This is a genomic window from Bradyrhizobium sp. SZCCT0148 (assembly GCF_018129985.1).
In the GTDB taxonomy this organism is placed as follows: Bacteria; Pseudomonadota; Alphaproteobacteria; order Rhizobiales; family Xanthobacteraceae; genus Bradyrhizobium; species Bradyrhizobium japonicum_H.
Window position 1 is genome coordinate 1 of the sequence record NZ_JAFCKT010000022.1, and the last position, 19,306, is coordinate 19,306.

Genomic DNA, 19,306 nt, shown 5'->3' on the forward strand with positions numbered 1-19,306 from the left:
ACGCTGCCGCGTCCACCGCAAGCCCGGCTCGCGAACGTGACGACTTCACGTCGCCCCTCCTGGGTGAGCCGGGATGGAGCGACACATACGCCGAAACCGAATTTCGGTAAAGCGGAATATTTTTGCGACGGCAGATTGACAGAGGCCGACACAGGCTCTGTCAGTCTCCAGCTCACCCGCCGGTCAGACCTCAGCCGATTGTTCTGGAGACACTTCGCAGAAGGGAAGCAAGGCGATCCAGACAACGCCGCCGCAAGACCTGGATCGCCCTCGCCTTCCGTTCCTCAATCGATTCGAATCCGACGTGACCTGTCGCGCGGCATTGGAGCGGCCGTGCTGAATGCGGTCGAGCAGTCGTCGTCATTCTCACCGTCGAGCAGCGGAGCACCACAGTGCCGGCACATACGTGCCGACATCGACGACGCCTTGCCGCTCGCCAGGACCTGGCGATAGTTCGCGAGGTCGATGACGTTGCGGGGCGACGTTATGTGTTTTTCAACCATGGCTGTTCCTCGCGGCTACGCCCTGCTTATCGCAGACAAGTTTCGCGCAAACGTTCAGCCCACCGCTCAAATTTTACCGGAGGAATTGCGGCACGGCGAACATGTCACCGCGCGGCCTCAATCCCGATCTATTCTGCGACACGATTCACCGTGTCTGTGTGACCGGCGTAAGGTCTCGGTAGCTATTTTCCAAGCGCGACGTGATCAGAGCCACTTCTTCCACTTGAAGATCCAGTACGGAACGATGGCGGCGATCAGCATCATCACCAGTGCGAACGGATAGCCGTGCGTCCATTCCAGCTCCGGCATCGTCTTGAAATTCATGCCGTAGATCGACGCGATCAGGGTCGGCGGCATCAAGACGACGGCCATCACCGAGAACAGCTTGATGATGTTGTTCTGCTCGAGATTGACGACGCCGAGCATGGCGTCGAGCACGAACGTGATCTTGCTGGAGAGATAGGAGGCGTGGTCGGTCAGAGAGGACACATCGCGCTGCATGGTCTTGAGCTGCTCGCGCATGTCCTTCGACCATTTCACGCCCTCCACGACCGCGGAGAGGAAGGCGACGACGCGGCCAATCGAGACAAGGCTCTCACGCACCTTGGAGGTCAGGTCGCCCTTGCGGCCGATCGAGATCAGAATCTGGGAATATTGCTTGGCGTGACCGTGTCGCTCGCTCTCGGGCTCGAAGATGTCGTGGCTGACCTGATCGATCTCGGCGCCGCACCGCTCCAGGATGTCGGCGCAGCGGTCGATCACAGCGTCCAGCAGTTCCATCAGGACCATCTCGCCGGTGATGGACGGCGTGCAGGAGCGGGCCAGCTTGGCCTCGACCAAGGCGAACGGCTTCGGCAGTTCGTAGCGCACCGTCACCAGGCGGTGGTCGCCGAGGATGAAGGTCACCGCCGTGGTCCGGGGCATATCGGTATCGGAGTGGCACATCAGCGTCGCGGTCATGTAGCGCGCGCCGTTCTCGATATAGAGGCGACTGGAGATCTCGATCTCTTGCATGTCTTCCCGGGTCGGAATGGCAATCCCCGCGAGCCGCTCCACCGCCTTGTCCTCGGCCGCGCTGGGGTTGACGAGGTCGATCCAGACCGCGCTTTCGGGCAGAGCGGTGAGATCTTCGATCACAGCCTTCTTCAGGACGGACTCGGAGGGAACGAAAACCGAAAACATGCACAACTCCAGAGAACCTGCGTCAGAATGACAGGCCTTAGCGCGATTCTGACAAGTTCATGATGACAAGCACATTAACGGAGCGTTTGCATTTGTGGCGGCGCCATGGCTCAACTGTGGCCCGGAATCGACAGTCCGCCTCTCGCAGCCCAAAAATCGGCGCGGGACCGCAAATCTTGCGGCAGAAAAGCCACAGGTCGGGTCTCGCAGCGCGGGATAAGCCCTTCAGTGCTGGAATTGTGCAGATTTCAACGATAATGGGATTAACGGAGTCGAGGAACTTGGGCGGTAAGCTCAGGCCTTCTGCACGGTATTGCTTTGATTGGAACCAAAACATGTCGTCGCTGAAAGTTAAATTGGGAATTCTGGCCGCCGGCCTGATGCTATCGGGCTGCATGCAGGCCACGCATTTCGAGGCGACCGACACAAAGGCCTTCAAGCCCAAGGACAAGGAACTGCTGGCCAAGGTCAGGTACGAGAACACCCCGGTTGCGGAGCCGTTCCGCCGCGCCATCGTCGATTACCATCGCAAGGAATCGCCGGGCTCGATCGTGGTCGATTCCGACAATCACTATCTTTACTACGTGCTGGATGGCGGCAAGGCGATCCGCTACGGCATCACCGTCGGCGAAGAGGCCATGGCATGGTCGGGCATCGCCAAGGTGGGCAGCAAGACCGAGTGGCCGGCCTGGCACCCCACCCCCGGCGAGATCTCGCGCCTGGGCGTGCCGACCTACGTCGCACCCGGTCCGGACAATCCGATGGGCTCTCGCGCGATCTACCTTTATTCCGGCGGCAAAGACACGCTGTTCCGAATCCACGGCACCAACCAGCCGGAATATATCGGCGCCTCGATCTCCTCGGGCTGTATCCGCCTGACCAACGAGGACGCGATCGATCTCTATGATCGCGTCAAGCTCGGCACCCTCGTCGTGGTGCTCGAGCCGAAGCACGGCGACTCACCCTACAATTCGCGGCTGGCGCTCGGCGGCAGCCAGACCGGCCAGGCGGGCAGCTACTGACCCCCTGCTGATCTCCGAGATCCAAAAGCGCCGGTTTCACCGGCGCTTTTTTGTTGCCGGCTTGTGCGGCTGGGACTTGCCGGCATCGGCGGCCGGCTTCTCCGCCGCATCGTCGTCGGCGCCGTCCTTGGCCTCGGACTTGGTCTCGGATTTGGCTGCGACCTCGCGCGGCGGCGCCTCCTCGGGGCGCTCCGCCGGCAGCAGCGGCGCGATTTGCGGCAGAGGATCCCAGACGTTCCACTGGCAGATCCGGTAATCGTTGCGCCGCTGCGCGAGATCGAGATGGATATGGTCCTCATGGTACCAGTCCGAGCCCGGACCGAGCACGGTGGAAAATCGTGAGCAGACCGAATGCAGCACGCGCTCACGCACCTCGCGCGGCATGGTCCGGTCGGTAAGGCCGATCGACTGCCCGTTTGCCAGCTTGATGCCGCGGACGTCGAGGGCGTTGGCCTTGCCGTGCTCGGACAGCAGCGCGCCGGCGACGCGGTTGCGTCCCCGGCATTCGAAGCTGTCGAAATTGTCGAGTTCGCCGATGGCCGAGCCGAGGCTGGTGGCCAGCGGCGCCATGTCCTTGCGCAGCCAATCGGCGATCGCAGAAGCCATGGTGCAGCGAAGGATCGCCGCCGGCTTGACCGTCACCTTGCGCTTATCCGGCAGCACGACGGCTTCCAGCCGCACCAGATCCTCGCCGCCGCAGGCGCCGGGGCCGCGGATATCCGGAACGGAGGGCGCGATCGCGATCTCATCCGTCAACGCGAGGCGGCAGGCGGAGACCGGCTTCTCGGGTGGTGCCGCAGCCTCGGCGGGCTTGTCGGCGCCAGGCTTGTCCGCGGAAGGCTTGTCCGCGGAAGGCTTGCCGTCCGGCGCCGGCGGGGCTTCGTCCGCGGCCTTGGGCGCCTCCTCGGGGCGCGGTCTCGGGAGCGGGATCCTGGCGGAATGAGCCGCGGGGCGCGGCCGGGGTGCGGCGATACCGAAAATATCCAGCGGGGATGTATATTTTCGCGCCTCTGCCCTCTCGGCGAGCACCAGCGACAGCCCGAGCGCAGCGGTAACCATTGCCGCGCCAGCGGACATATAGCCGCGACAAGACCATTTGCGGCGAAAGTCCGGCACGCTAAAACCCATGGCAATCTTTGGCCCAACGCTGAGAGCGACAACGCGCCCAGCGACTTCCCGGAGGAACGTCGGAATGCTTGGTTTGATGCAAGATTGGCCCCTGCTCTGCCACCGGATCATCGAACACGCCGCCAAAATCCATGGCAAGCAAGAGGTGGTGACACGCTCGGTCGAGGGACCGATCCATCGCACCACCTACGCTGAAATCCACAAGCGCGCGCTCAAGGTCTCGCAGGTGCTGGATCGCGAAGGCATCAAGCTCGGCGACCGTGTCGCGACGATCGCCTGGAACACCTGGCGCCATCTCGAGGTGTGGTACGGCATCATGGGGATCGGCGCCATCTGCCATACCGTCAATCCCCGCCTTTTCCCCGAGCAGATCGCCTGGATCATCAACCATGCGCAGGACCGCATCGTGATGACCGACATCACCTTCGTTCCGGTCCTGGAGAAGATCGCCGACAAGCTGACCAGCGTGGAGCGCTACGTCGTGCTGACCGACAAGGCGCATATGCCCGAGACCACGCTGAAGAATGTCGTCGCCTACGAGGACTGGATCGCGGAGGCCGACGGCAAATTCAAATGGAAGGACTTTGACGAGAACACGGCGGCAGCGATGTGCTACACGTCCGGCACGACGGGCGACCCGAAAGGTGTGCTGTATTCGCATCGCTCCAACGTGCTGCATGCGCTGATGGCCAACAATGTCGATGCGCTCGGCACCAGTGCGTCCGAGACAATGCTCCCGGTGGTTCCCCTGTTCCATGCCAACAGCTGGGGCATCGCCTTCTCTGCACCCTCGCAGGGAACCAAGCTGGTCATGCCCGGCGCCAAGCTCGACGGTGCCTCGGTCTATGAGCTGCTCTCGACCGAGAAGGTGACGCACACCGCAGGCGTGCCGACGGTGTGGCTGATGCTGCTGCAGCACATGTCCGCCAACAATCTCAAGCTGCCCGACCTGAAGATGGTGATCTGCGGCGGCTCGGCGATGCCGCGCTCGATGATCAAGGCCTTCCTCGACATGGGCTCCAACGTGCGCCACGCCTGGGGCATGACCGAGATGAGCCCGATCGGCAGCGTCGCGGCGCTGAAGCCGCCGTTCCAGAACGCGACCGGCGAAGCCCGGCTCGACGTGCTGCAGATGCAGGGCTACGCGCCTTTCGCGGTCGAGATGAAGATCACCGACGATGCCGGCAAGGAGCTGCCTTGGGACGGCAAGACGTTCGGACGCCTCAAGGTCTCCGGACCCGCTGTCGCAAAGGCCTATTATCGCGTCGACAGCAACATTCTCGACGAGGACGGCTTCTTCGACACCGGCGATGTCGCGACCATCGACGAGGCCGGCTACATGCGGATCACCGACCGCTCCAAGGATGTGATCAAGTCCGGCGGCGAGTGGATCTCCTCGATCGAGTTGGAAAATCTCGCGGTCGGCCACCCCGCCGTGGCCGAGGCCGCCGTGATCGGTGTCTACCACCCGAAATGGGACGAGCGGCCGCTGCTGATCGTGCAGCTCAAGCAGGGCCAGCAGGCCAGTCGCGAGGACATCCTCAAATACATGGACGGCAAGATCGCCAAATGGTGGATGCCCGACGACATCGCTTTCGTCGACGGCATCCCGCACACCGCCACGGGCAAGATCCTGAAAACGGCGCTGCGCGACCAGTTCAAGGATTACCGCTTCCCGAACGCGGCGGCGTAACGGGCTCACGCGTCTTTCCGGGGGCGATGCTTACACATCGCCCCCGGGGCCGGTGACTGCATCGTCCCCGGGATGACGGGCAGTAACAACCCGGACTCCCTTGAATTTGCCTCCGGGCCGTGGTCTCAACGGCGCATCGTCGCGCCAGATCGGCCGGCACCGCTCCAAAAGACCCCGGCAGAGCTCACCCGATGGCCCGCAGGTTTTCCGCTCCCTATCAGTCGGAGCCCGTGTCCAGCCTTGCGAGCTGGGCGCGCAATCTGGCCGTGTTCGCGGTGGTGGCGGTGGTGGTCTCGATCATCATCGTCCGCTTCGATTTCCTGGAGCCGAAGCCGGCGCTTGCGACCTTCTTCGGCGGGCTCGCAATAGCAGGCCTCTCGATCCTGTTCGGGCTCGCGGGCTTTGCCGCGATCTGGCAGAACGGCTCGCGCGGCATGGCGCGCATCCTGCTCGCGTTCCTGATCGACGGGGCAATCCTGGCCTATCCCGCCTATCTCGCCTTGCAATATCGCAAGCTGCCGCCGATCTACGACATCACCACCGACCCGATTGATCCGCCGCGCTTCGACGCGCTGGCGCGTCTGCGCACCGGCGAGGGCACCAACACCGCGGTCTATGCCGGACTCTATTCGGCGGAGCAGCAGCGCCACTTCTATCCCGATATCGAGCCCGTCGAGCTCGAGATTTCCGTCGACCGCGCCTATGCGATCGCGCTCCAGCTCGTCAACAAGCGCAAATGGATCGTCATCGACGAGCGCGCCCCGCAGCCGCCGCGCCGGATCGGCCGCATCGAGGCGGTGGCGCGCACGCCGATCATGGGGTTTCGCGAGGACATTTCGATGAGATTCGTGGCGGACGGCGACGATTCCCGTGTCGACATCCGCTCGGCCTCGCGCAATTTCGACAGGGATCTCGGCAGCAATGCCGCCCGCGTCAAGAAGTTCATCGACGATCTCAACACCGCTGCCGATGCCGACGCGCTGAAGCCGGTGAAGAAGACCCCGGTGGCGCCGCCGAAGGCGCCGGCGAAGACGGTGAAGAAGTAAGCCAGTCATTCCGGGCGTGCGAAGCACGAGCCCGGAATCCATTCTTCGACAAATGTACGGCCCGATGGATCTCGGGTGCGCAATTGCGCACCATAGTTCTCGCTGCGCGAGTCCCGGAATGACGAGGTTAGCTTGCCATCCGATACGTCCCGCCGATCACGGGATCGCCGTCGGTCGCCACGATACCGCGGGCAACCAGATCCTCCAGGTGCGCCAGCACGGAATAGCCGGCCGCCGTCGTGAGCCTCGGGTCGATGCCGATATAGATCGCGCGGACCATGGTCGGGATGTCGGTCTCGCCCTTGGCGAGGCGGTGCAGGATCGAGGCCTCGCGCGCCTTGCGGTGGCGGATCAGGAAACGCACGAAGCGCTGGCCGTCGGGAATCTCGGGGCCGTGTCCGGAGAAATAGAGATCCTCCTCGCGTGCGGCGAGCCGGTCGAGCGAGTCCATGTAGTCGATCATCGAGCCGTCGGGCGGCGCCACGATCGAGGTGGACCAGCCCATCACGTGATCGCCGACGAAGTTGAACTTTCGCTCCGGCCAGGCGAACGCCAGATGATTGGCGGTGTGCCCCGGCGTTGCCACGGCCTCGAGCCGCCAGCCGTCGCCTTCGACGACGTCGCCATGGGCGACCCTTATATCGGGCACGAAGTCGCGATCGGAGCCTGATTCCGGAGTGTGCTTCTCGCTTTCGAACCGCGGGCGCGAGGCCCGGTGCGGACCTTCGGCGTAGACCGGCGCGCCGGTCGCCTGCTTGATCCGCGCGGTGTTCGGCGAATGGTCGCGGTGGGTGTGGGTGACGAAGATGTGGCTCACCGTCTCGCCGCGCACGGCATCGAGCAGCGCAGCCGCATGCGCCGCGTCGTCCGGCCCGGGGTCGATGATCGCGACGTTGCCGGTGCCTACGATGTAGCTGACCGTGCCAGTGAAGGTGAACGGGCTCGGATTGTTGCAGAGCACGCGGCGGACGCCGGGCCGGACTTCCTCGACGACGCCGGCCTTCAGCGGAAAGTTGCGGTTGAACGGGACGTCGTCATTGTCGGACATGGCTTGCTCATACCTTGCTGACTTCGTCATGCCCGGCCTTGCGCCGGGCATCCACGCTCTTCGCATGGCCCAAGACGTGGATGGCCGGGACATCTGGCGCGAAACCGCGCTTCGCGCTTTTGCCCGGCCATGACGGAGGAGAGTTTTCTCGCCTCGCTCCCTGGGCGTCTAGAAAAACGCCTGAATGCCCGTGATGGCGCGGCCGAGGATCAGCGCGTGGACGTCGTGGGTGCCCTCGTAGGTGTTGACAGTCTCGAGGTTATGGACGTGGCGCATCACATGGTACTCGATCGAGATGCCGTTGCCGCCGTGCATGTCGCGCGAGACGCGGGCGATGTCGAGGGCCTTGCCGCAATTGTTGCGCTTCATGATCGAGATCATCTCGGGGGCGAACTTGCCCTCGTCCATCAGGCGACCGACGCGAAGCGAGCCCTGAAGGCCGAGCGCGATCTCGGTCTGCATGTCGGCGAGCTTCTTCTGCACCAGCTGGGTCGCGGCGAGCGGCCTGCCGAACTGCTTGCGATCGAGCGTGTACTGGCGCGCGCGATGCATGCAATCCTCGGCCGCGCCGAGCACGCCCCAGGAGATGCCGTAGCGGGCGCGGTTGAGGCAGCCGAACGGACCCTTGAGGCCCGAGACATTGGGCAGCAGCGCGTCTTCGGGAACCACGACGCCGTCCATCACGATCTCACCGGTGATGGAGGCGCGAAGCGACAGCTTGCCACCGATCTTCGGCGCGGACAGGCCCTTCATGCCCTTCTCCAGCACGAAGCCGCGGATCTGGTTGTCGTGCGCGGCCGACTTGGCCCAGACCACGAACACGTCCGCGATCGGCGCGTTCGAGATCCACATCTTGCTGCCGGTGAGGCGATAGCCGTCCGCGACCTTCTCGGCACGCGTCTTCATGCCGGCCGGATCCGAGCCGGCATCCGGCTCGGTCAGGCCGAAGCAGCCGACCCACTCGCCGCTGGCGAGCTTCGGCAGGTACTTCTTGCGCTGGTTCTCGTCGCCATAGGCGTAGATCGGGTACATCACCAGCGACGACTGCACCGAGTTCATCGAGCGATAGCCGGAATCGACCCGCTCGATCTCGCGCGCGACGAGGCCATAGGCGACGTAGCTCGCGTTGGCGCAGCCATATTCCTCCGGCAGCGTGATGCCGATCAGGCCGAGCTCGCCCATCTCGTTGAAGATCTCGCGGTCGGTCTTCTCCTCGAGATAGGCCTTGGTGACGCGCGGCAGCAGCTTGTCCTGGGCGTAGGCGCGTGCGGTGTCACGCACCATGCGCTCGTCTTCGGTCAGTTGCTCGTCGAGCAGGAACGGATCGTCCCATTGGAAAGAAGCCGCAGCCGGCTTGTCCTTGGCCTGGGGGCGCACGCTCATGAAACGTCCTTTCGTCTGGTTCCGTCGAATTTGCCCGACAAACTAAAGCGCCGCGGCAACAAGTGCAATTGCATCCTGATTTCGGTCATTCCGGGGCGCGCAACGGCGCGAGCCCGGCAACGGTGGAGTCAGCTTTCGAGCTGCTCGTTGGCGACGATCTCGATGCCGAAGCCCGACAGGCCCTTGTAGTCGTGCACCGAGGAGGTGAGATGGCGGATCGAGGTGACGCCGAGGTCGCGCAGGATCTGCGCGCCGACGCCGACCTCGCGCCACTGGCGGTTGCGGTCGGCTTCCGACGCAGACTCGTCCGGCAGCGCCGCCACGGGAACGCCGGCCGCACCGTCGCGCAAATAGACCAGCACGCCACGGCCGGAGTTCTTGAAATGCTCGAGCACGGCGGCCATGCGCTTGTGGCCGGTGAAGATGTCCTTGACGATGTTCGGCTTGTGAAAGCGCGTCAGCACGTTCTTGCCATCGCCGACGCCGTTGTAGACGAACGCGACGTGGGCGATGGAATCGAACGGCGAACGATAGGCATAGCCCTGCAAGGGTCCGATCGGGCTTTCGGTGACGAAGGTCGAGACCCGCTCGATCAGCTTCTCGCGCGCCTGGCGGTAGGCGATCATGTCCGCAATGGTGACGTGCTTGAGCTTGTGCTGGGCGGCGAAGCTGGCGACCTGCTCGCCCTTCATCACGCTGCCGTCGTCGTTCATCAATTCGCTGATGACGCCGACCGGCGGCAGGCCGGAGAGCTTGCAGAGATCGACGGCGGCCTCGGTATGGCCCGAGCGCAGCAGCACGCCGCCGTCCTTGGCGATCAGCGGGAAGATGTGGCCGGGGCGTGCGAAATCATTGGCGCCGGCATTGGGATTGGACAGCGCGCGGCAACAGGAAGCGCGCTCCTCGGCCGAGATGCCGGTGCCGCCGTCGGGCTTGTAGTCGATCGACACCGTGAATGCCGTGGTATGGGCGGAATCGTTGTGGGCGACCATCGGATCGAGCCGCAGCCGACGCGCGTCCTCGGAGGTCACGGGCGCACAGACGATACCGGAGGTGTGGCGGATGATGAACGCCATCTTCTCGGCGGTGCAGAGCGAGGCGGCGACGATGAGGTCTCCCTCGCCCTCACGGTCGTCGTCGTCGGTGACGACGACGAGCTCACCCCGGGCAAAGGCCTGCAAGACTTCCTGGACGCTATCGGGCATGTCCCAATCTCTATCGGTTACGAGCGGGAGGCTTAGCCGGACTTGGGCCGGGGCGCTAGTGTCCTGAACGCAACCGCATATGCCGCGGCAGGCCTGCCAAGATGGGACAGGCTTGCACCGAAGATACCAGCGATTCAGGCGCCCGTCAGGGCAGCACTTCGCGGCGCTCGCCGAGCCGCTGGTCGAGCTCGGCGCGCTTGTCGGCGAGCAGGCCGGCCTGCGCGGCCTCGATCACGGTAAACAGTTCATGAGCGTCGCTGAGCCGGGTCACGGTGACGTAGCTGGCGCCGGCCGCATAGAGCTCCTCCACGTCCGACAGCAGGTCGGCGGTGGCCACGATCATGGCGGTGGGGTTCAGGGTGCGGACGTGGCGGACCAGCTTCTCGTTGCTGGCGCCCTTCAGAAGCGAATCCGGCACGCTGAGGATGATCATCTCGGACTTGCCGACGCCGGCATGGAGCAGCGTATCCGCACTGCTGATGTCGCCATAGATCACGTGCAGGCCGCGCGACAGCAACGTCTGGTACACATTGGGGTTGAAGTCGATCACGGTGATCTGCTCCAAGAGCACCGGCGCCTGCCGTTCGATCTCGGCCAGCAGCGCGCTCGCCGCACGGAAAAAGCCGAGGATGACGATACGGCGGGCCTCGCCATGGTCGCCCTCGTGCCCCTCCTCCCCATGGCCGTTGCCATGGTCGAGATCGCGCAGGCCGATCCGCTTCAGGGGGCCGATCGCCCAGCGGGTAATCTCGTCGCTGCGGCTCATCGCGAAGGTCGAGAGCACCGCGAGCACCACGAAGGCGAAGGAAGCGGCATTTGCCGTCTGTGCTGCGATATGATGATCGTTGACGCCGGTCTGGATCACCACCAGCGAGAACTCGGAGATCTGCGCGAGGTTCAGCGCCGGCAGCAGGCTGGCGCGCAGGCCCTGCTTCATCAGATAGAGCGGCGTGAAGGTGGTGACGAGGCGGCTGACCACGGTGAAAGCCGCGATCATCAGCGCCAGTCCGATCACGGAGAGGCCGGGTACGGGAATGGTCATGCCGAGCGCGACGAAGAACAGCGTGATGAAGAAGTCCCGCAGCGTGGTGACCTTGGCGGTGACGTCGAGCGCATAGGGAAAGGTCGAGAGCGAGACGCCTGCGATCAGGGCACCCATCTCGCGCGACAGCGACAGCCGCTCGGCGGTCTCGGCGACGAGAAAGCACCAGGCCAGCGCGCCGAGCAGGATCAGTTCGGGCCGCCGAGCGATCTGGTGGAACACGCGCGGCAGCACGTAGCGGCTGACCAGCAGCGCGGCGGCAACCAGCACTGCGACGCGGCCGATTGAGAGCAGGATGACGCTGACTTCCAGATTGGCCAAGCTCGGCTGCACCGCCAGGAACAGGATGGCGAAGATGTCCTGGAGCACCAGCACGCCGAGCGTGATGCGCCCCGGCAACGTGTCGAGCTCGCGCTTCTCGTACAGCACCTTGACGATGATCACCGTGCTCGACAGCGCGCAGGCGACGCAGAGATAGACCGCATCGAAGTGCCCGCCGCCGAGCGACAGGCCGATGCCGACGAAGAACAGGACCCCGAGCAGGCAGCCGCCGAGCAGCTGACCACCCGCCGCGAACAGGATCACCTTTCCCGCCCGCACAATCTTCTTCAGGTCGATCTCCAGCCCGATCATGAACAGCATGAAGATCAGGCCAAGCTCCGAGATGACGCTGATCGATTCCTGCGAGTGGACCCAGCCGGCGCCGAATGGACCTATGCAGAAGCCGGCGATAAGATAGGCCAGGATCAACGGTTGCCGGGAGAAATGGGCGAGCAGGCCCAGCATCCAGGCAAACAGAATACAGAGAGTGATGTCGCGAATGAGCTCGTGCATGCCAAATTGGTCCGTTTTGCCGCACCCTAGGGCCGGGTTGCAGCGCGGCAAGCGAGCAATTCGTCACATGCAACAGGGGCTGTTCGCAGCAATGCTGCTATGCCCCCTCGCCTTTGCCGTGCCCGCCGCCGCACAATCCAAGGTCAATATTGAACAGAACTTTGCCGATTCCCTCACCGCGCTGCCGAAAGAGGGGCTCGCCGTTTCCGGTGGATTCTACGTGCCTGCCTATTCCAGCGTCGCAATGAGCCAGGGCAAGCTGCGCGTCGACTTCTCGGTGACCTTGAGTGTTCACAACGCCTCCGAGACCCAGCCGCTGGTAATCAAACGCATCGCCTATTTCGACACCGCAGGCAAGCAGGTCGAGAGCTATCTAAAGGCGCCTGTGGCCTTGAGGCCGCTGGCCACCGTCTCGATCTTCATTCCGACCGATGACGTGCGCGGCGGGACCGGGGCCAATTTCCTCGTCGACTGGGCCGCGACAGGCGAGATCGCCGAGCCGGTGATCGAGGCCCTGATGGTTGGCGGCGTTGCCAATGCGCATTACGCTTTCATCAGCCAGGGCCGTCCGACCAGGGCGGCCATAAAGAATTGAGCCGTCCGACCCGGACGGTTGGCCAGGATTAAGGCTGCCCGGTGCAAACGCCGGCTGGCTCAACAAGAACAGAACGAGGAACGCTCCCATGACGTCCAGCTTTGAGTTCGCGCCCCTGTTTCCCGCAGGGCTGCCGGCCCCTTCCGCGCGCTGGACCGGCCTTGCCAAATACAGTTTCGTCGGCGGCAACAATGATTCCGAGCAACTGCCGCTTGAGGGGCTGATCGAGGCGACCAATTCCGCCCTGCAAAAGGAAGGCCGATCGCTGGCGACTTACGGGCTGGCGCATGGGCCGCAGGGCTATCTGCCGCTGCGCGAATTCCTGGTGACGAAACTCAAGCGCGATGCCGGCATCGCCTGCACTGTCGACGATCTCATGATCGTGTCCGGCTCGCTCCAGGCGCTCGACCTCGTCAACGCGACTCTGTTGACGCGCGGCGATACCGTGATCTTCGAGCAGGACAGCTATCAGGGTTCACTGACCCGCCTGGCGCGGCTCGGCGTCAACGTCGTGGGCGTTCCCCTCGACAAGCACGGCATGCGCATGGATGTGCTGGCCGCGACGCTGGCTGACCTGAAGAGCCGCGGCATCCGGCCGAAATACATCTACACCATTCCGACGGTGCAAAATCCGACCGGCAGCATCATGCCGGAGAGTCGCCGCGCCGAGCTGGTACGGCTTGCGGCCGAATATGGCGTGCCGATCTTCGAGGACGATTGCTATGCAGACCTGGTCTGGTCGGGCGTGCGCCCGCCCGCGATCTACGCGATGAGCCCGGGTGGCGGCGTGATCCATATCGGCTCGTTCTCGAAGTCGATCGCGCCGGCGCTGCGCGTCGGCTTCATCGTGGCGCCATGGGAGGTGATGTCGCGGATGCTGGCGCTGAAGACGGATGCCGGCTCCGGCGCGCTGGAGCAAATGGTACTCGCCGCCTACTGCAAGCCGCATTTCGCAAGCCACGTGCCGGCGCTGACCAAGGCGCTACGCACCAAGCTCGACACGCTGATGGAGGCGCTGAACGAACAGTTCGGGACCGCTGCCGAGTTCGAGGAGCCCAAGGGCGGCATCTTCCTGTGGGTGAAGCTGCCCGACCATGTCGACACGCTGAAACTGTACCAGGCCGCGCTTGCCGCCGGAGTCTCGATCAATCCGGGACCGGAATGGTCGACCGACAAGAAGCATTCCAGCTCACGTCTGCGGCTGTGCTTTGCGAGCCCGACGCATCAGCAGATCCGCGAGGGCGTCGCCGTGCGGGCCGAGGTCTGCCGAAAGGAATTCGGGGTGCCCGCCCGTAGCGCCAATGTAGAGAAGCGGGCCTGAGGCCGCCCTCACGCCTCGACGTGAAACTCCACGTTGACCTGGCCGCTCCCGGACGACGGAAAATAGTCGCAGAGCTGTTCGGCCGCGCCGCGATAATCGTACCAGCCCAGCGCTGCGAACAGCATGATGGTGTCGGCCATGCCGCCCTCGCCGTTGCACTTGGTGGCGTAGTCCGGGAGCATGTCGAGGAATTCGCGATAGCGGCGGCTCTGCCACAGCTCGAGCACGCGCAGATCGACTTGGCGGTTGAACTCGCTGGCGACCGACGTCCAGGCCTCGGGGCCCAGCTTCTTGTTCGGCCACAGCCGATGCGAGAGCGAACCGCTGGCGAGGATCGCCACCCGTTCACCGGATTCGTCGATTGCGCGGCGGACCGCCTCGCCTAGAAGCCGGCTCTCCTCGAACGAGGTGAACAGCGGCGAGGCGACTGAAACCACCTTCGCGAAACCGTCCGGGTTCATGTAGTGCATCGGCACGATGGTGCCGTATTCGAGCCCGAGGCTGGCCACCTGATGGGCGATCACGTTCAGGCCGGCGTCCCCGGCCTTTGCAGCGATGGCTTTGGCCAGGCGCGTGTCACCCGGCAAATCGTAGCGAAGATCCTGGATCATCTGCGGCGCTTCGTGGCTCGTGAACGAGCCGCGATGCCGCGCATTGGCATTGATGTGGTAGCCGAAATTGGAGAGCCAGTGGGTGTCGAACACCACGAAGCAGGTGACGCCACGCTGTTTCGCCCGCCGGCCGAGTTCGCGCAAAGACCTGACCGCCGGCTCGCGGGCGTCGCGCAACGGGCTTCCGGGTTGCTCCGACAGCATCAACGATGGAACGTGGGTGACCTTGGCCGCGAGTACGAGCTGCCCCATCGTGGTCACCCCGAAAGGTCAGGCCTGCGGCTGGCTGCCGTGGATCGCTGAGGCCAGCCGCAGCAGGAGGACGATCGAGACGTTGCCCTTGCCGGCCTCGATCTGGGCGATGTAGCGCTCGGAAATCCCGGAACGGCGGGCCAGCTCGCGGCGCGACAGGTCGCAGCGCATGCGCGAGGATCTCAAGCGATCGCCGAGTTCGGTCAGAAACGCGGTCTCGGAATAAGGCGGCACGGCACAGCTTCCCGGCAGCACTTCGCCCGCAAAATCCATGACTTGATTCAGCATTGCTCTATCCAGATCCAGGTTCGCCTTCGGGACCGCCATCCTACCCCGGAAACGACCGGCCTCATTGACGCGGATCAAATTCGCGAGCGATCGGCGGCGGCCATGGACGGCAGCGGGCGGGATGCTACACTTTGAAATTCTTCGAGGCGGGGTCTTTCAGGACATGACGCGTTGTTTAAGCCGCTCGATCGCGGCTGCGATGCTGTGGGCGGCGATCAGCTCCACGGCAAATGCCGGGACACTGACCGACACGGTGGAGGAATGGGGCCTGCTCGGCTCCTGGGCTGTCGACTGCGCGGCCCGGCCCGACCGCGACAAGGGCGCGCTCCTGACTTACGAAATCCGGAAAGACGGAAGGGTGATGTACCGGCGCGATTTCGGCGAGGCCAGGGACGAGAACGAAGTGGTGTCGGCCACCGTGAACGCGGAAGGCCTGCTCAATGTGATGGTGTACTTCCCCTCGCTGCATCAGACGCGTGAGTTCGGGCTGCGGCTGTCCAGGGACGGAAGTCTCCGCGCGATCTACAATCGCAGCGAGCGCGGCGAGTACACGATCAGAGACGGCAAATACGTCGCGACGGGCGCACCGACGCCTGCACAGCGACGCTGCGACTAGTCACCTGAACAGCCGTTCAGAATTCTCCTGCAGTTCCTCCGGAACGTTCGCATGAATGCGCGGTTTAGATGTGCATTCTTTTGGAGGAGGACATCATGAAGAAGATTGGTTTTGTAGTTGCGGCCTTGGGTGCGCTCGTGATCGCGGCGCCGACGCTGGCAAGCGCGGAGACCGTGGTGATCAAGCGTGGTGGCTACCACCATCATCACGCTCCGTACGGCGCTCGCGCCGAATTCCGCGGCCACCGCGACCACGGCTGGCATCGTGGCTGGCACAATCGCAACAAGGTCGTGGTGATCAAGCGCAGTCATCGTCACCACTGGGACTAACGCAAAGCCCATTTGGAAATGGCCCCTCACGGGGCCATTTTCTTTGCGCGGTCGCTTGGCTGAATCGACGATTCCTGCAATGTCCGTTTGAACGCAGCTAGTCCCAAGCCGGAGCAAACCCCGGATTGACGCAGCGCCTGTCCTTCGGCAGCGCGGCGATTTTTGCGCGATCGGTCTCGTCGAGCGTAATCTTGAGCGCGTCGAGATTGGACTGCTGGCTCTCCCGGCGCGAGGCCTTCGGAATCGCGGCGACGCCGTCCTGATCGAGCAGCCATTTCAGCGCAACTTGCGCAGCGGTCGCATTGTGTCTCGCACCGATCTCGGTCAGGACGGGATCCGAGGCGATCCGCCCCTGCGCCAGCGGACAATAGGCGACCAGCGGGATCGACTTGGCCCTGAGATAGGCGAGCACCTTCGATTGATCGAGCATCGCGTGATACTCGATCTGGTTGCAGGCGATCGGCGCCCTGATGTCCTCGACAGCGATCTTGAGCAGCGCGGTGGTGAAATTGGCAACGCCGATCGCCCGCGCGCGCCCCTCTTCCTTCAGCTTCATCAGGGTCTCGAACACCGCACCCCAGTTGGCGGTCTGCGACGGCCAATGCACCAGGTAGAGATCGACATGATCGAGCCTGAGTTTGTTCAGGCTGGCATCGAAGGCGCGGCGGATCGCGTCCGGGCTGAGGTTCTCATGCCAGACCTTGGTCGTGACATGCAGTTCGCTGCGCGGCAGGCGAGCCGCGGCAAGGGCAGCGCCGATCGATTCTTCGTTGGCGTACATCTCTGCGGTGTCGATGTGGCGATAGCCGACCGACAGCGCGCTCTCGACCGCGGCGCGGCAGGCATCGCCCTGCAGACGAAAGGTGCCGAGGCCGAGCTTGGGCATGCTGATGCCCTGTGTCTTCAGATTGTCCATGAACAGCTCCTGACATATTGCATCCCGCCGGTCGCGCGGTGAAGCCGCGGGGAACAACTCTTTGGTGATGGAAAAGAGGTGGCGGGAACACTTGTTATAGCGGTTGAGCCATGGTGCGGCCAATCAAGATCGGGTTAGCGTTGTAACGCGTGACGCCTGGCCACCGTCATGGCCGGGCTTGTCCCGGCCATCCACGCCTGACCGCACGAAGAACGCGGATGCCCGGGACAAGCCCGGGCATGACGACTGGGGCGAAGGGCTGGCTTCTCACGAATGCTGCGCGACCACAGCAGGGCGCGCCTGCGGCTGCGGCACGATGTCGACCGACCAGAGGTCGCGATCGTCCACATCCTTCAAAGTCACGGTCATCACGCCGCTGGTCCCGTCGATGTCGACGCGGCCGAAGAACTGCAGTCCGAAACACGGCGCCAAATTTTCGCCCTGCGCGGCGCTGCAGCCATTCTGGTACATCGCGACCGGACCGAAGGTATTGTCGAGCTCGCCCGGGCCCCAGGTGCCGGCATGCAACGGGCCGGAGACGAACTCCCAGAACGGCTCGAAGTCCTGAAACTCCGCCTTGCCGGGATTGTAATAATGCGCCGCGGTGTAATGCATGTCGGCAGTGAGCCAGACGATATTGCGCACGCCGGCGCGCTTGATGGAGGCCAGAAGGTCCGCGATCTCGTTCTCGCGACGGTCGGGGGGCCCATCGCCGAGCGCGACGGCGTCCATGCTGATCAGGCCGATCGGCAGGTCGGCTGCGATCACCTTCCAGGTCGCGCGCGAAGCGGCCAGTTCGCGCTTCAGCCAGGCAAGCTGCTCGGCGCCCAAAATCCAGCCGTGGTGATCGCCGCCCTTGTTCCAGCTGTCGTCGCGATAGCTGCGCATGTCGATCATGAAGACGTCGAGTAGCGGGCCGTAGGCGATCTTGCGATAGACCCGGCCTTGCCGCGCGCCGACATCGCGGATCGGCATGAAGTCGAAGAAGGCACGGCGGGCGCGTGCGACCAGGCTTGGGGTGCCGTCGTCCTCATAACCGGCCTCGTCATGGCTGCCGGTGGGCGACCAATCGTTGGTGACCTCGTGGTCGTCCCACTGCGCGAACATCGGCACCTCGGCGTGAAAGGCGCGAAAATTCTCGTCGAGATGGTTGTATTTGTAGTTGCCGCGAAACTGCGCCAGCGTGTGCGCAACCTCGGACTTGTCCTCGGTCACGAGGTTGCGCCAGATCTCGCCGTTCGGCAGCTTCTGCTCGGAAGGGACCGTGCAATCGGCGTAGATGTGATCGCCGGAGTGGATGAAGAAATCCGGACGATTGTCGAGCATGGTGCGATAGCTGCGATAGCCGCCGCGCGCGACGTCGATGCCCCAGCCCTGCCCCGCGACATCGCCGGACCACAGGAACGAGATCGATTGGCCAGCGGCCGGCGCGGTGCGGAAATGCCCGACGCGGCTCTCGCCGGCAATGCCGGTCGCGATGTCGTCGAAGCGCACGCGGTAGAAGATATCCTGGCCGGACGGCAGATCGTCGAACTGCAGCTTTGCGGTGAAATCGGCGTCGGGCAGAGCATCGCGCGAAGCCGCCGCGATGATGGTCTTGAAACTCTCGACGGTCGAGCATTCCACCTGCATTCGCGCGGGACGGTCGGCACGCGCCCAGACCACGGCGGAGTCGCCAGAGACATCGCCTGATTGAATCCCGCCTGCGATCCGTGGCCGGTCGGCGGCGCGGCTGAGGTTGGGCGCGGCGAGCGTGCCGAGCGAGGCGACGGCAAGGCTTGAGGTGGAGCGAACCAGGAATTGCCGCCGAGTCCATGCGCGCGAAGCGCGGAGCGTTGCCATTCAGGAAACCTTCGTCGAGTCGCGACGAAAGGTGCCTGCGCCGTTTGACTGCCGGCTTACAGTTTCTTGACTCCACGCCTACGGTTTTGCGACGCATCGGTGACGATCGGACGCCGCCTAACTCGACGTCGGAAGCCCGCCGACGTGATTGCCGTCGAGCGAGCGCCCTGCCGCCTTCCTCGCCCTCCTCTCGCGATTCGCGAGGTATCCGGTCAGTATCGCCAGGGGATGTGTGACGAGGAGGCTACGCACGTGCCACAGGCTATAGGTGTAGACGGCCTCGCTGACCTCCGTCAGCTTGCCATGGCTTGCCAGATAGTAGTGACCGCCAACGGCCTTGCCATTGACTGCATCACCTCCGATCGCGACCGCCACGATCACAAAGATGACGAAGTTCAGGACACCCAGGCCGCACACTGCCAACAGGCATCGATAGCGGAAATCAGACAC

General features: G+C 64.0%; 19 protein-coding genes. 7 read left to right on the forward strand and 12 right to left on the reverse strand.

Annotated elements, in window-relative coordinates; genetic code table 11:
- Positions 1–284: 284 nt before the first annotated feature.
- Positions 285–503 (reverse strand): hypothetical protein, encoded by a 219-nt coding sequence (locus JQ580_RS31710; protein WP_094975513.1) that lies wholly within the window; start codon positions 501–503, stop codon positions 285–287.
- 204 nt (positions 504–707) lie between these two features.
- Positions 708–1,685, reverse strand: coding sequence for a magnesium transporter CorA family protein (locus tag JQ580_RS31715; RefSeq protein WP_212284976.1), 978 nt, complete (start codon positions 1,683–1,685; stop codon positions 708–710).
- A gap of 335 nt (positions 1,686–2,020) precedes the next feature.
- On the opposite strand from JQ580_RS31715, the gene JQ580_RS31720 reads away from it, so the two are divergent.
- Entirely contained in the window at positions 2,021–2,707 is a 687-nt protein-coding gene (locus JQ580_RS31720) for a L,D-transpeptidase (protein WP_094892196.1), read from the forward strand.
- Between the two features lie 36 nt (positions 2,708–2,743).
- Here the strand turns inward: JQ580_RS31720 and JQ580_RS31725 are convergent, their stop codons facing one another.
- Positions 2,744–3,835 carry an extensin family protein gene (locus tag JQ580_RS31725; protein ID WP_212284978.1) on the reverse strand — a complete coding sequence of 364 codons (1,092 nt, stop codon included), beginning with the start codon at positions 3,833–3,835 and terminating at the stop codon, positions 2,744–2,746.
- 64 nt (positions 3,836–3,899) lie between these two features.
- Between JQ580_RS31725 and JQ580_RS31730 the strand changes: the two genes are divergently transcribed.
- Both JQ580_RS31730 and JQ580_RS31735 read left to right on the forward strand, forming a co-directional pair.
- Positions 3,900–5,528, forward strand: a complete 1,629-nt coding sequence (locus JQ580_RS31730; protein ID WP_212284980.1) for a fatty-acid--CoA ligase — start codon at positions 3,900–3,902, stop codon at positions 5,526–5,528.
- Positions 5,529–5,719: 191 nt separating this feature from the next.
- Entirely contained in the window at positions 5,720–6,574 is an 855-nt protein-coding gene (locus JQ580_RS31735; RefSeq protein ID WP_212284982.1) for a DUF1499 domain-containing protein, read from the forward strand.
- Between the two features lie 127 nt (positions 6,575–6,701).
- Here the strand turns inward: JQ580_RS31735 and JQ580_RS31740 are convergent, their stop codons facing one another.
- From JQ580_RS31740 to JQ580_RS31755, 4 genes are all read right to left on the reverse strand, one after another.
- A complete protein-coding gene (locus tag JQ580_RS31740; protein ID WP_212284986.1) occupies positions 6,702–7,622 on the reverse strand; it encodes an MBL fold metallo-hydrolase in 921 nt (306 codons plus the stop codon).
- A gap of 168 nt (positions 7,623–7,790) precedes the next feature.
- Positions 7,791–9,005, reverse strand: coding sequence for an acyl-CoA dehydrogenase (locus JQ580_RS31745; RefSeq protein ID WP_212284988.1), 1,215 nt, complete (start codon positions 9,003–9,005; stop codon positions 7,791–7,793).
- 128 nt (positions 9,006–9,133) lie between these two features.
- Complete coding sequence (gene ribB, locus JQ580_RS31750) at positions 9,134–10,210, reverse strand: 3,4-dihydroxy-2-butanone-4-phosphate synthase (protein ID WP_212284990.1); 1,077 nt, start codon at positions 10,208–10,210, stop codon at positions 9,134–9,136.
- 145 nt (positions 10,211–10,355) lie between these two features.
- The gene (locus JQ580_RS31755) at positions 10,356–12,086 is read right to left on the reverse strand and encodes a cation:proton antiporter (protein WP_212284992.1); all 1,731 of its coding nucleotides are present in this window, start codon (positions 12,084–12,086) and stop codon (positions 10,356–10,358) included.
- A 67-nt stretch (positions 12,087–12,153) separates the two neighbouring features.
- On the opposite strand from JQ580_RS31755, the gene JQ580_RS31760 reads away from it, so the two are divergent.
- Together JQ580_RS31760 and JQ580_RS31765 are read left to right on the forward strand one after the other, a co-directional pair.
- The gene (locus tag JQ580_RS31760) at positions 12,154–12,681 is read left to right on the forward strand and encodes a DUF3124 domain-containing protein (RefSeq protein ID WP_212285078.1); all 528 of its coding nucleotides are present in this window, start codon (positions 12,154–12,156) and stop codon (positions 12,679–12,681) included.
- 88 nt (positions 12,682–12,769) lie between these two features.
- Positions 12,770–14,002: an aminotransferase-like domain-containing protein gene (locus JQ580_RS31765; protein WP_212284994.1), complete on the forward strand. Its 1,233-nt coding sequence runs from the start codon at positions 12,770–12,772 to the stop codon at positions 14,000–14,002.
- A gap of 8 nt (positions 14,003–14,010) precedes the next feature.
- Here the strand turns inward: JQ580_RS31765 and hpaD are convergent, their stop codons facing one another.
- Positions 14,011–14,865: a 3,4-dihydroxyphenylacetate 2,3-dioxygenase gene (gene hpaD / locus JQ580_RS31770; protein ID WP_212284996.1), complete on the reverse strand. Its 855-nt coding sequence runs from the start codon at positions 14,863–14,865 to the stop codon at positions 14,011–14,013.
- A gap of 18 nt (positions 14,866–14,883) precedes the next feature.
- Positions 14,884–15,153 (reverse strand): helix-turn-helix domain-containing protein, encoded by a 270-nt coding sequence (locus tag JQ580_RS31775; RefSeq protein ID WP_212284998.1) that lies wholly within the window; start codon positions 15,151–15,153, stop codon positions 14,884–14,886.
- Positions 15,154–15,316: 163 nt separating this feature from the next.
- Between JQ580_RS31775 and JQ580_RS31780 the strand changes: the two genes are divergently transcribed.
- Both JQ580_RS31780 and JQ580_RS31785 read left to right on the forward strand, forming a co-directional pair.
- Positions 15,317–15,769 carry a hypothetical protein gene (locus JQ580_RS31780; protein WP_212285000.1) on the forward strand — a complete coding sequence of 151 codons (453 nt, stop codon included), beginning with the start codon at positions 15,317–15,319 and terminating at the stop codon, positions 15,767–15,769.
- Positions 15,770–15,864: 95 nt separating this feature from the next.
- Positions 15,865–16,098: a hypothetical protein gene (locus JQ580_RS31785; RefSeq protein WP_106953281.1), complete on the forward strand. Its 234-nt coding sequence runs from the start codon at positions 15,865–15,867 to the stop codon at positions 16,096–16,098.
- 97 nt (positions 16,099–16,195) lie between these two features.
- On the opposite strand, the gene JQ580_RS31790 is transcribed toward JQ580_RS31785, so the two are convergent.
- From JQ580_RS31790 to JQ580_RS31800, 3 genes are all read right to left on the reverse strand, one after another.
- Positions 16,196–17,014 carry an aldo/keto reductase gene (locus JQ580_RS31790; RefSeq protein ID WP_212285001.1) on the reverse strand — a complete coding sequence of 273 codons (819 nt, stop codon included), beginning with the start codon at positions 17,012–17,014 and terminating at the stop codon, positions 16,196–16,198.
- 267 nt (positions 17,015–17,281) lie between these two features.
- Complete coding sequence (locus JQ580_RS31795) at positions 17,282–18,856, reverse strand: alkaline phosphatase D family protein (protein ID WP_212285003.1); 1,575 nt, start codon at positions 18,854–18,856, stop codon at positions 17,282–17,284.
- A 117-nt stretch (positions 18,857–18,973) separates the two neighbouring features.
- Entirely contained in the window at positions 18,974–19,306 is a 333-nt protein-coding gene (locus JQ580_RS31800) for a hypothetical protein (protein ID WP_212285005.1), read from the reverse strand.

Coding starts and splice junctions, on each gene's coding strand:
- JQ580_RS31710 (WP_094975513.1), bottom strand. CDS start 503: ATGGTTGAAAAACACATAACGTCGCCCCGCAACGTCATCGACCTCGCG.
- JQ580_RS31715 (WP_212284976.1), bottom strand. CDS start 1,685: ATGTTTTCGGTTTTCGTTCCCTCCGAGTCCGTCCTGAAGAAGGCTGTG.
- JQ580_RS31720 (WP_094892196.1), top strand. CDS start 2,021: ATGTCGTCGCTGAAAGTTAAATTGGGAATTCTGGCCGCCGGCCTGATG.
- JQ580_RS31725 (WP_212284978.1), bottom strand. CDS start 3,835: ATGGGTTTTAGCGTGCCGGACTTTCGCCGCAAATGGTCTTGTCGCGGC.
- JQ580_RS31730 (WP_212284980.1), top strand. CDS start 3,900: ATGCTTGGTTTGATGCAAGATTGGCCCCTGCTCTGCCACCGGATCATC.
- JQ580_RS31735 (WP_212284982.1), top strand. CDS start 5,720: ATGGCCCGCAGGTTTTCCGCTCCCTATCAGTCGGAGCCCGTGTCCAGC.
- JQ580_RS31740 (WP_212284986.1), bottom strand. CDS start 7,622: ATGTCCGACAATGACGACGTCCCGTTCAACCGCAACTTTCCGCTGAAG.
- JQ580_RS31745 (WP_212284988.1), bottom strand. CDS start 9,005: ATGAGCGTGCGCCCCCAGGCCAAGGACAAGCCGGCTGCGGCTTCTTTC.
- ribB (WP_212284990.1), bottom strand. CDS start 10,210: ATGCCCGATAGCGTCCAGGAAGTCTTGCAGGCCTTTGCCCGGGGTGAG.
- JQ580_RS31755 (WP_212284992.1), bottom strand. CDS start 12,086: ATGCACGAGCTCATTCGCGACATCACTCTCTGTATTCTGTTTGCCTGG.
- JQ580_RS31760 (WP_212285078.1), top strand. CDS start 12,154: ATGCAACAGGGGCTGTTCGCAGCAATGCTGCTATGCCCCCTCGCCTTT.
- JQ580_RS31765 (WP_212284994.1), top strand. CDS start 12,770: ATGACGTCCAGCTTTGAGTTCGCGCCCCTGTTTCCCGCAGGGCTGCCG.
- hpaD (WP_212284996.1), bottom strand. CDS start 14,865: ATGGGGCAGCTCGTACTCGCGGCCAAGGTCACCCACGTTCCATCGTTG.
- JQ580_RS31775 (WP_212284998.1), bottom strand. CDS start 15,153: ATGCTGAATCAAGTCATGGATTTTGCGGGCGAAGTGCTGCCGGGAAGC.
- JQ580_RS31780 (WP_212285000.1), top strand. CDS start 15,317: ATGACGCGTTGTTTAAGCCGCTCGATCGCGGCTGCGATGCTGTGGGCG.
- JQ580_RS31785 (WP_106953281.1), top strand. CDS start 15,865: ATGAAGAAGATTGGTTTTGTAGTTGCGGCCTTGGGTGCGCTCGTGATC.
- JQ580_RS31790 (WP_212285001.1), bottom strand. CDS start 17,014: ATGGACAATCTGAAGACACAGGGCATCAGCATGCCCAAGCTCGGCCTC.
- JQ580_RS31795 (WP_212285003.1), bottom strand. CDS start 18,856: ATGGCAACGCTCCGCGCTTCGCGCGCATGGACTCGGCGGCAATTCCTG.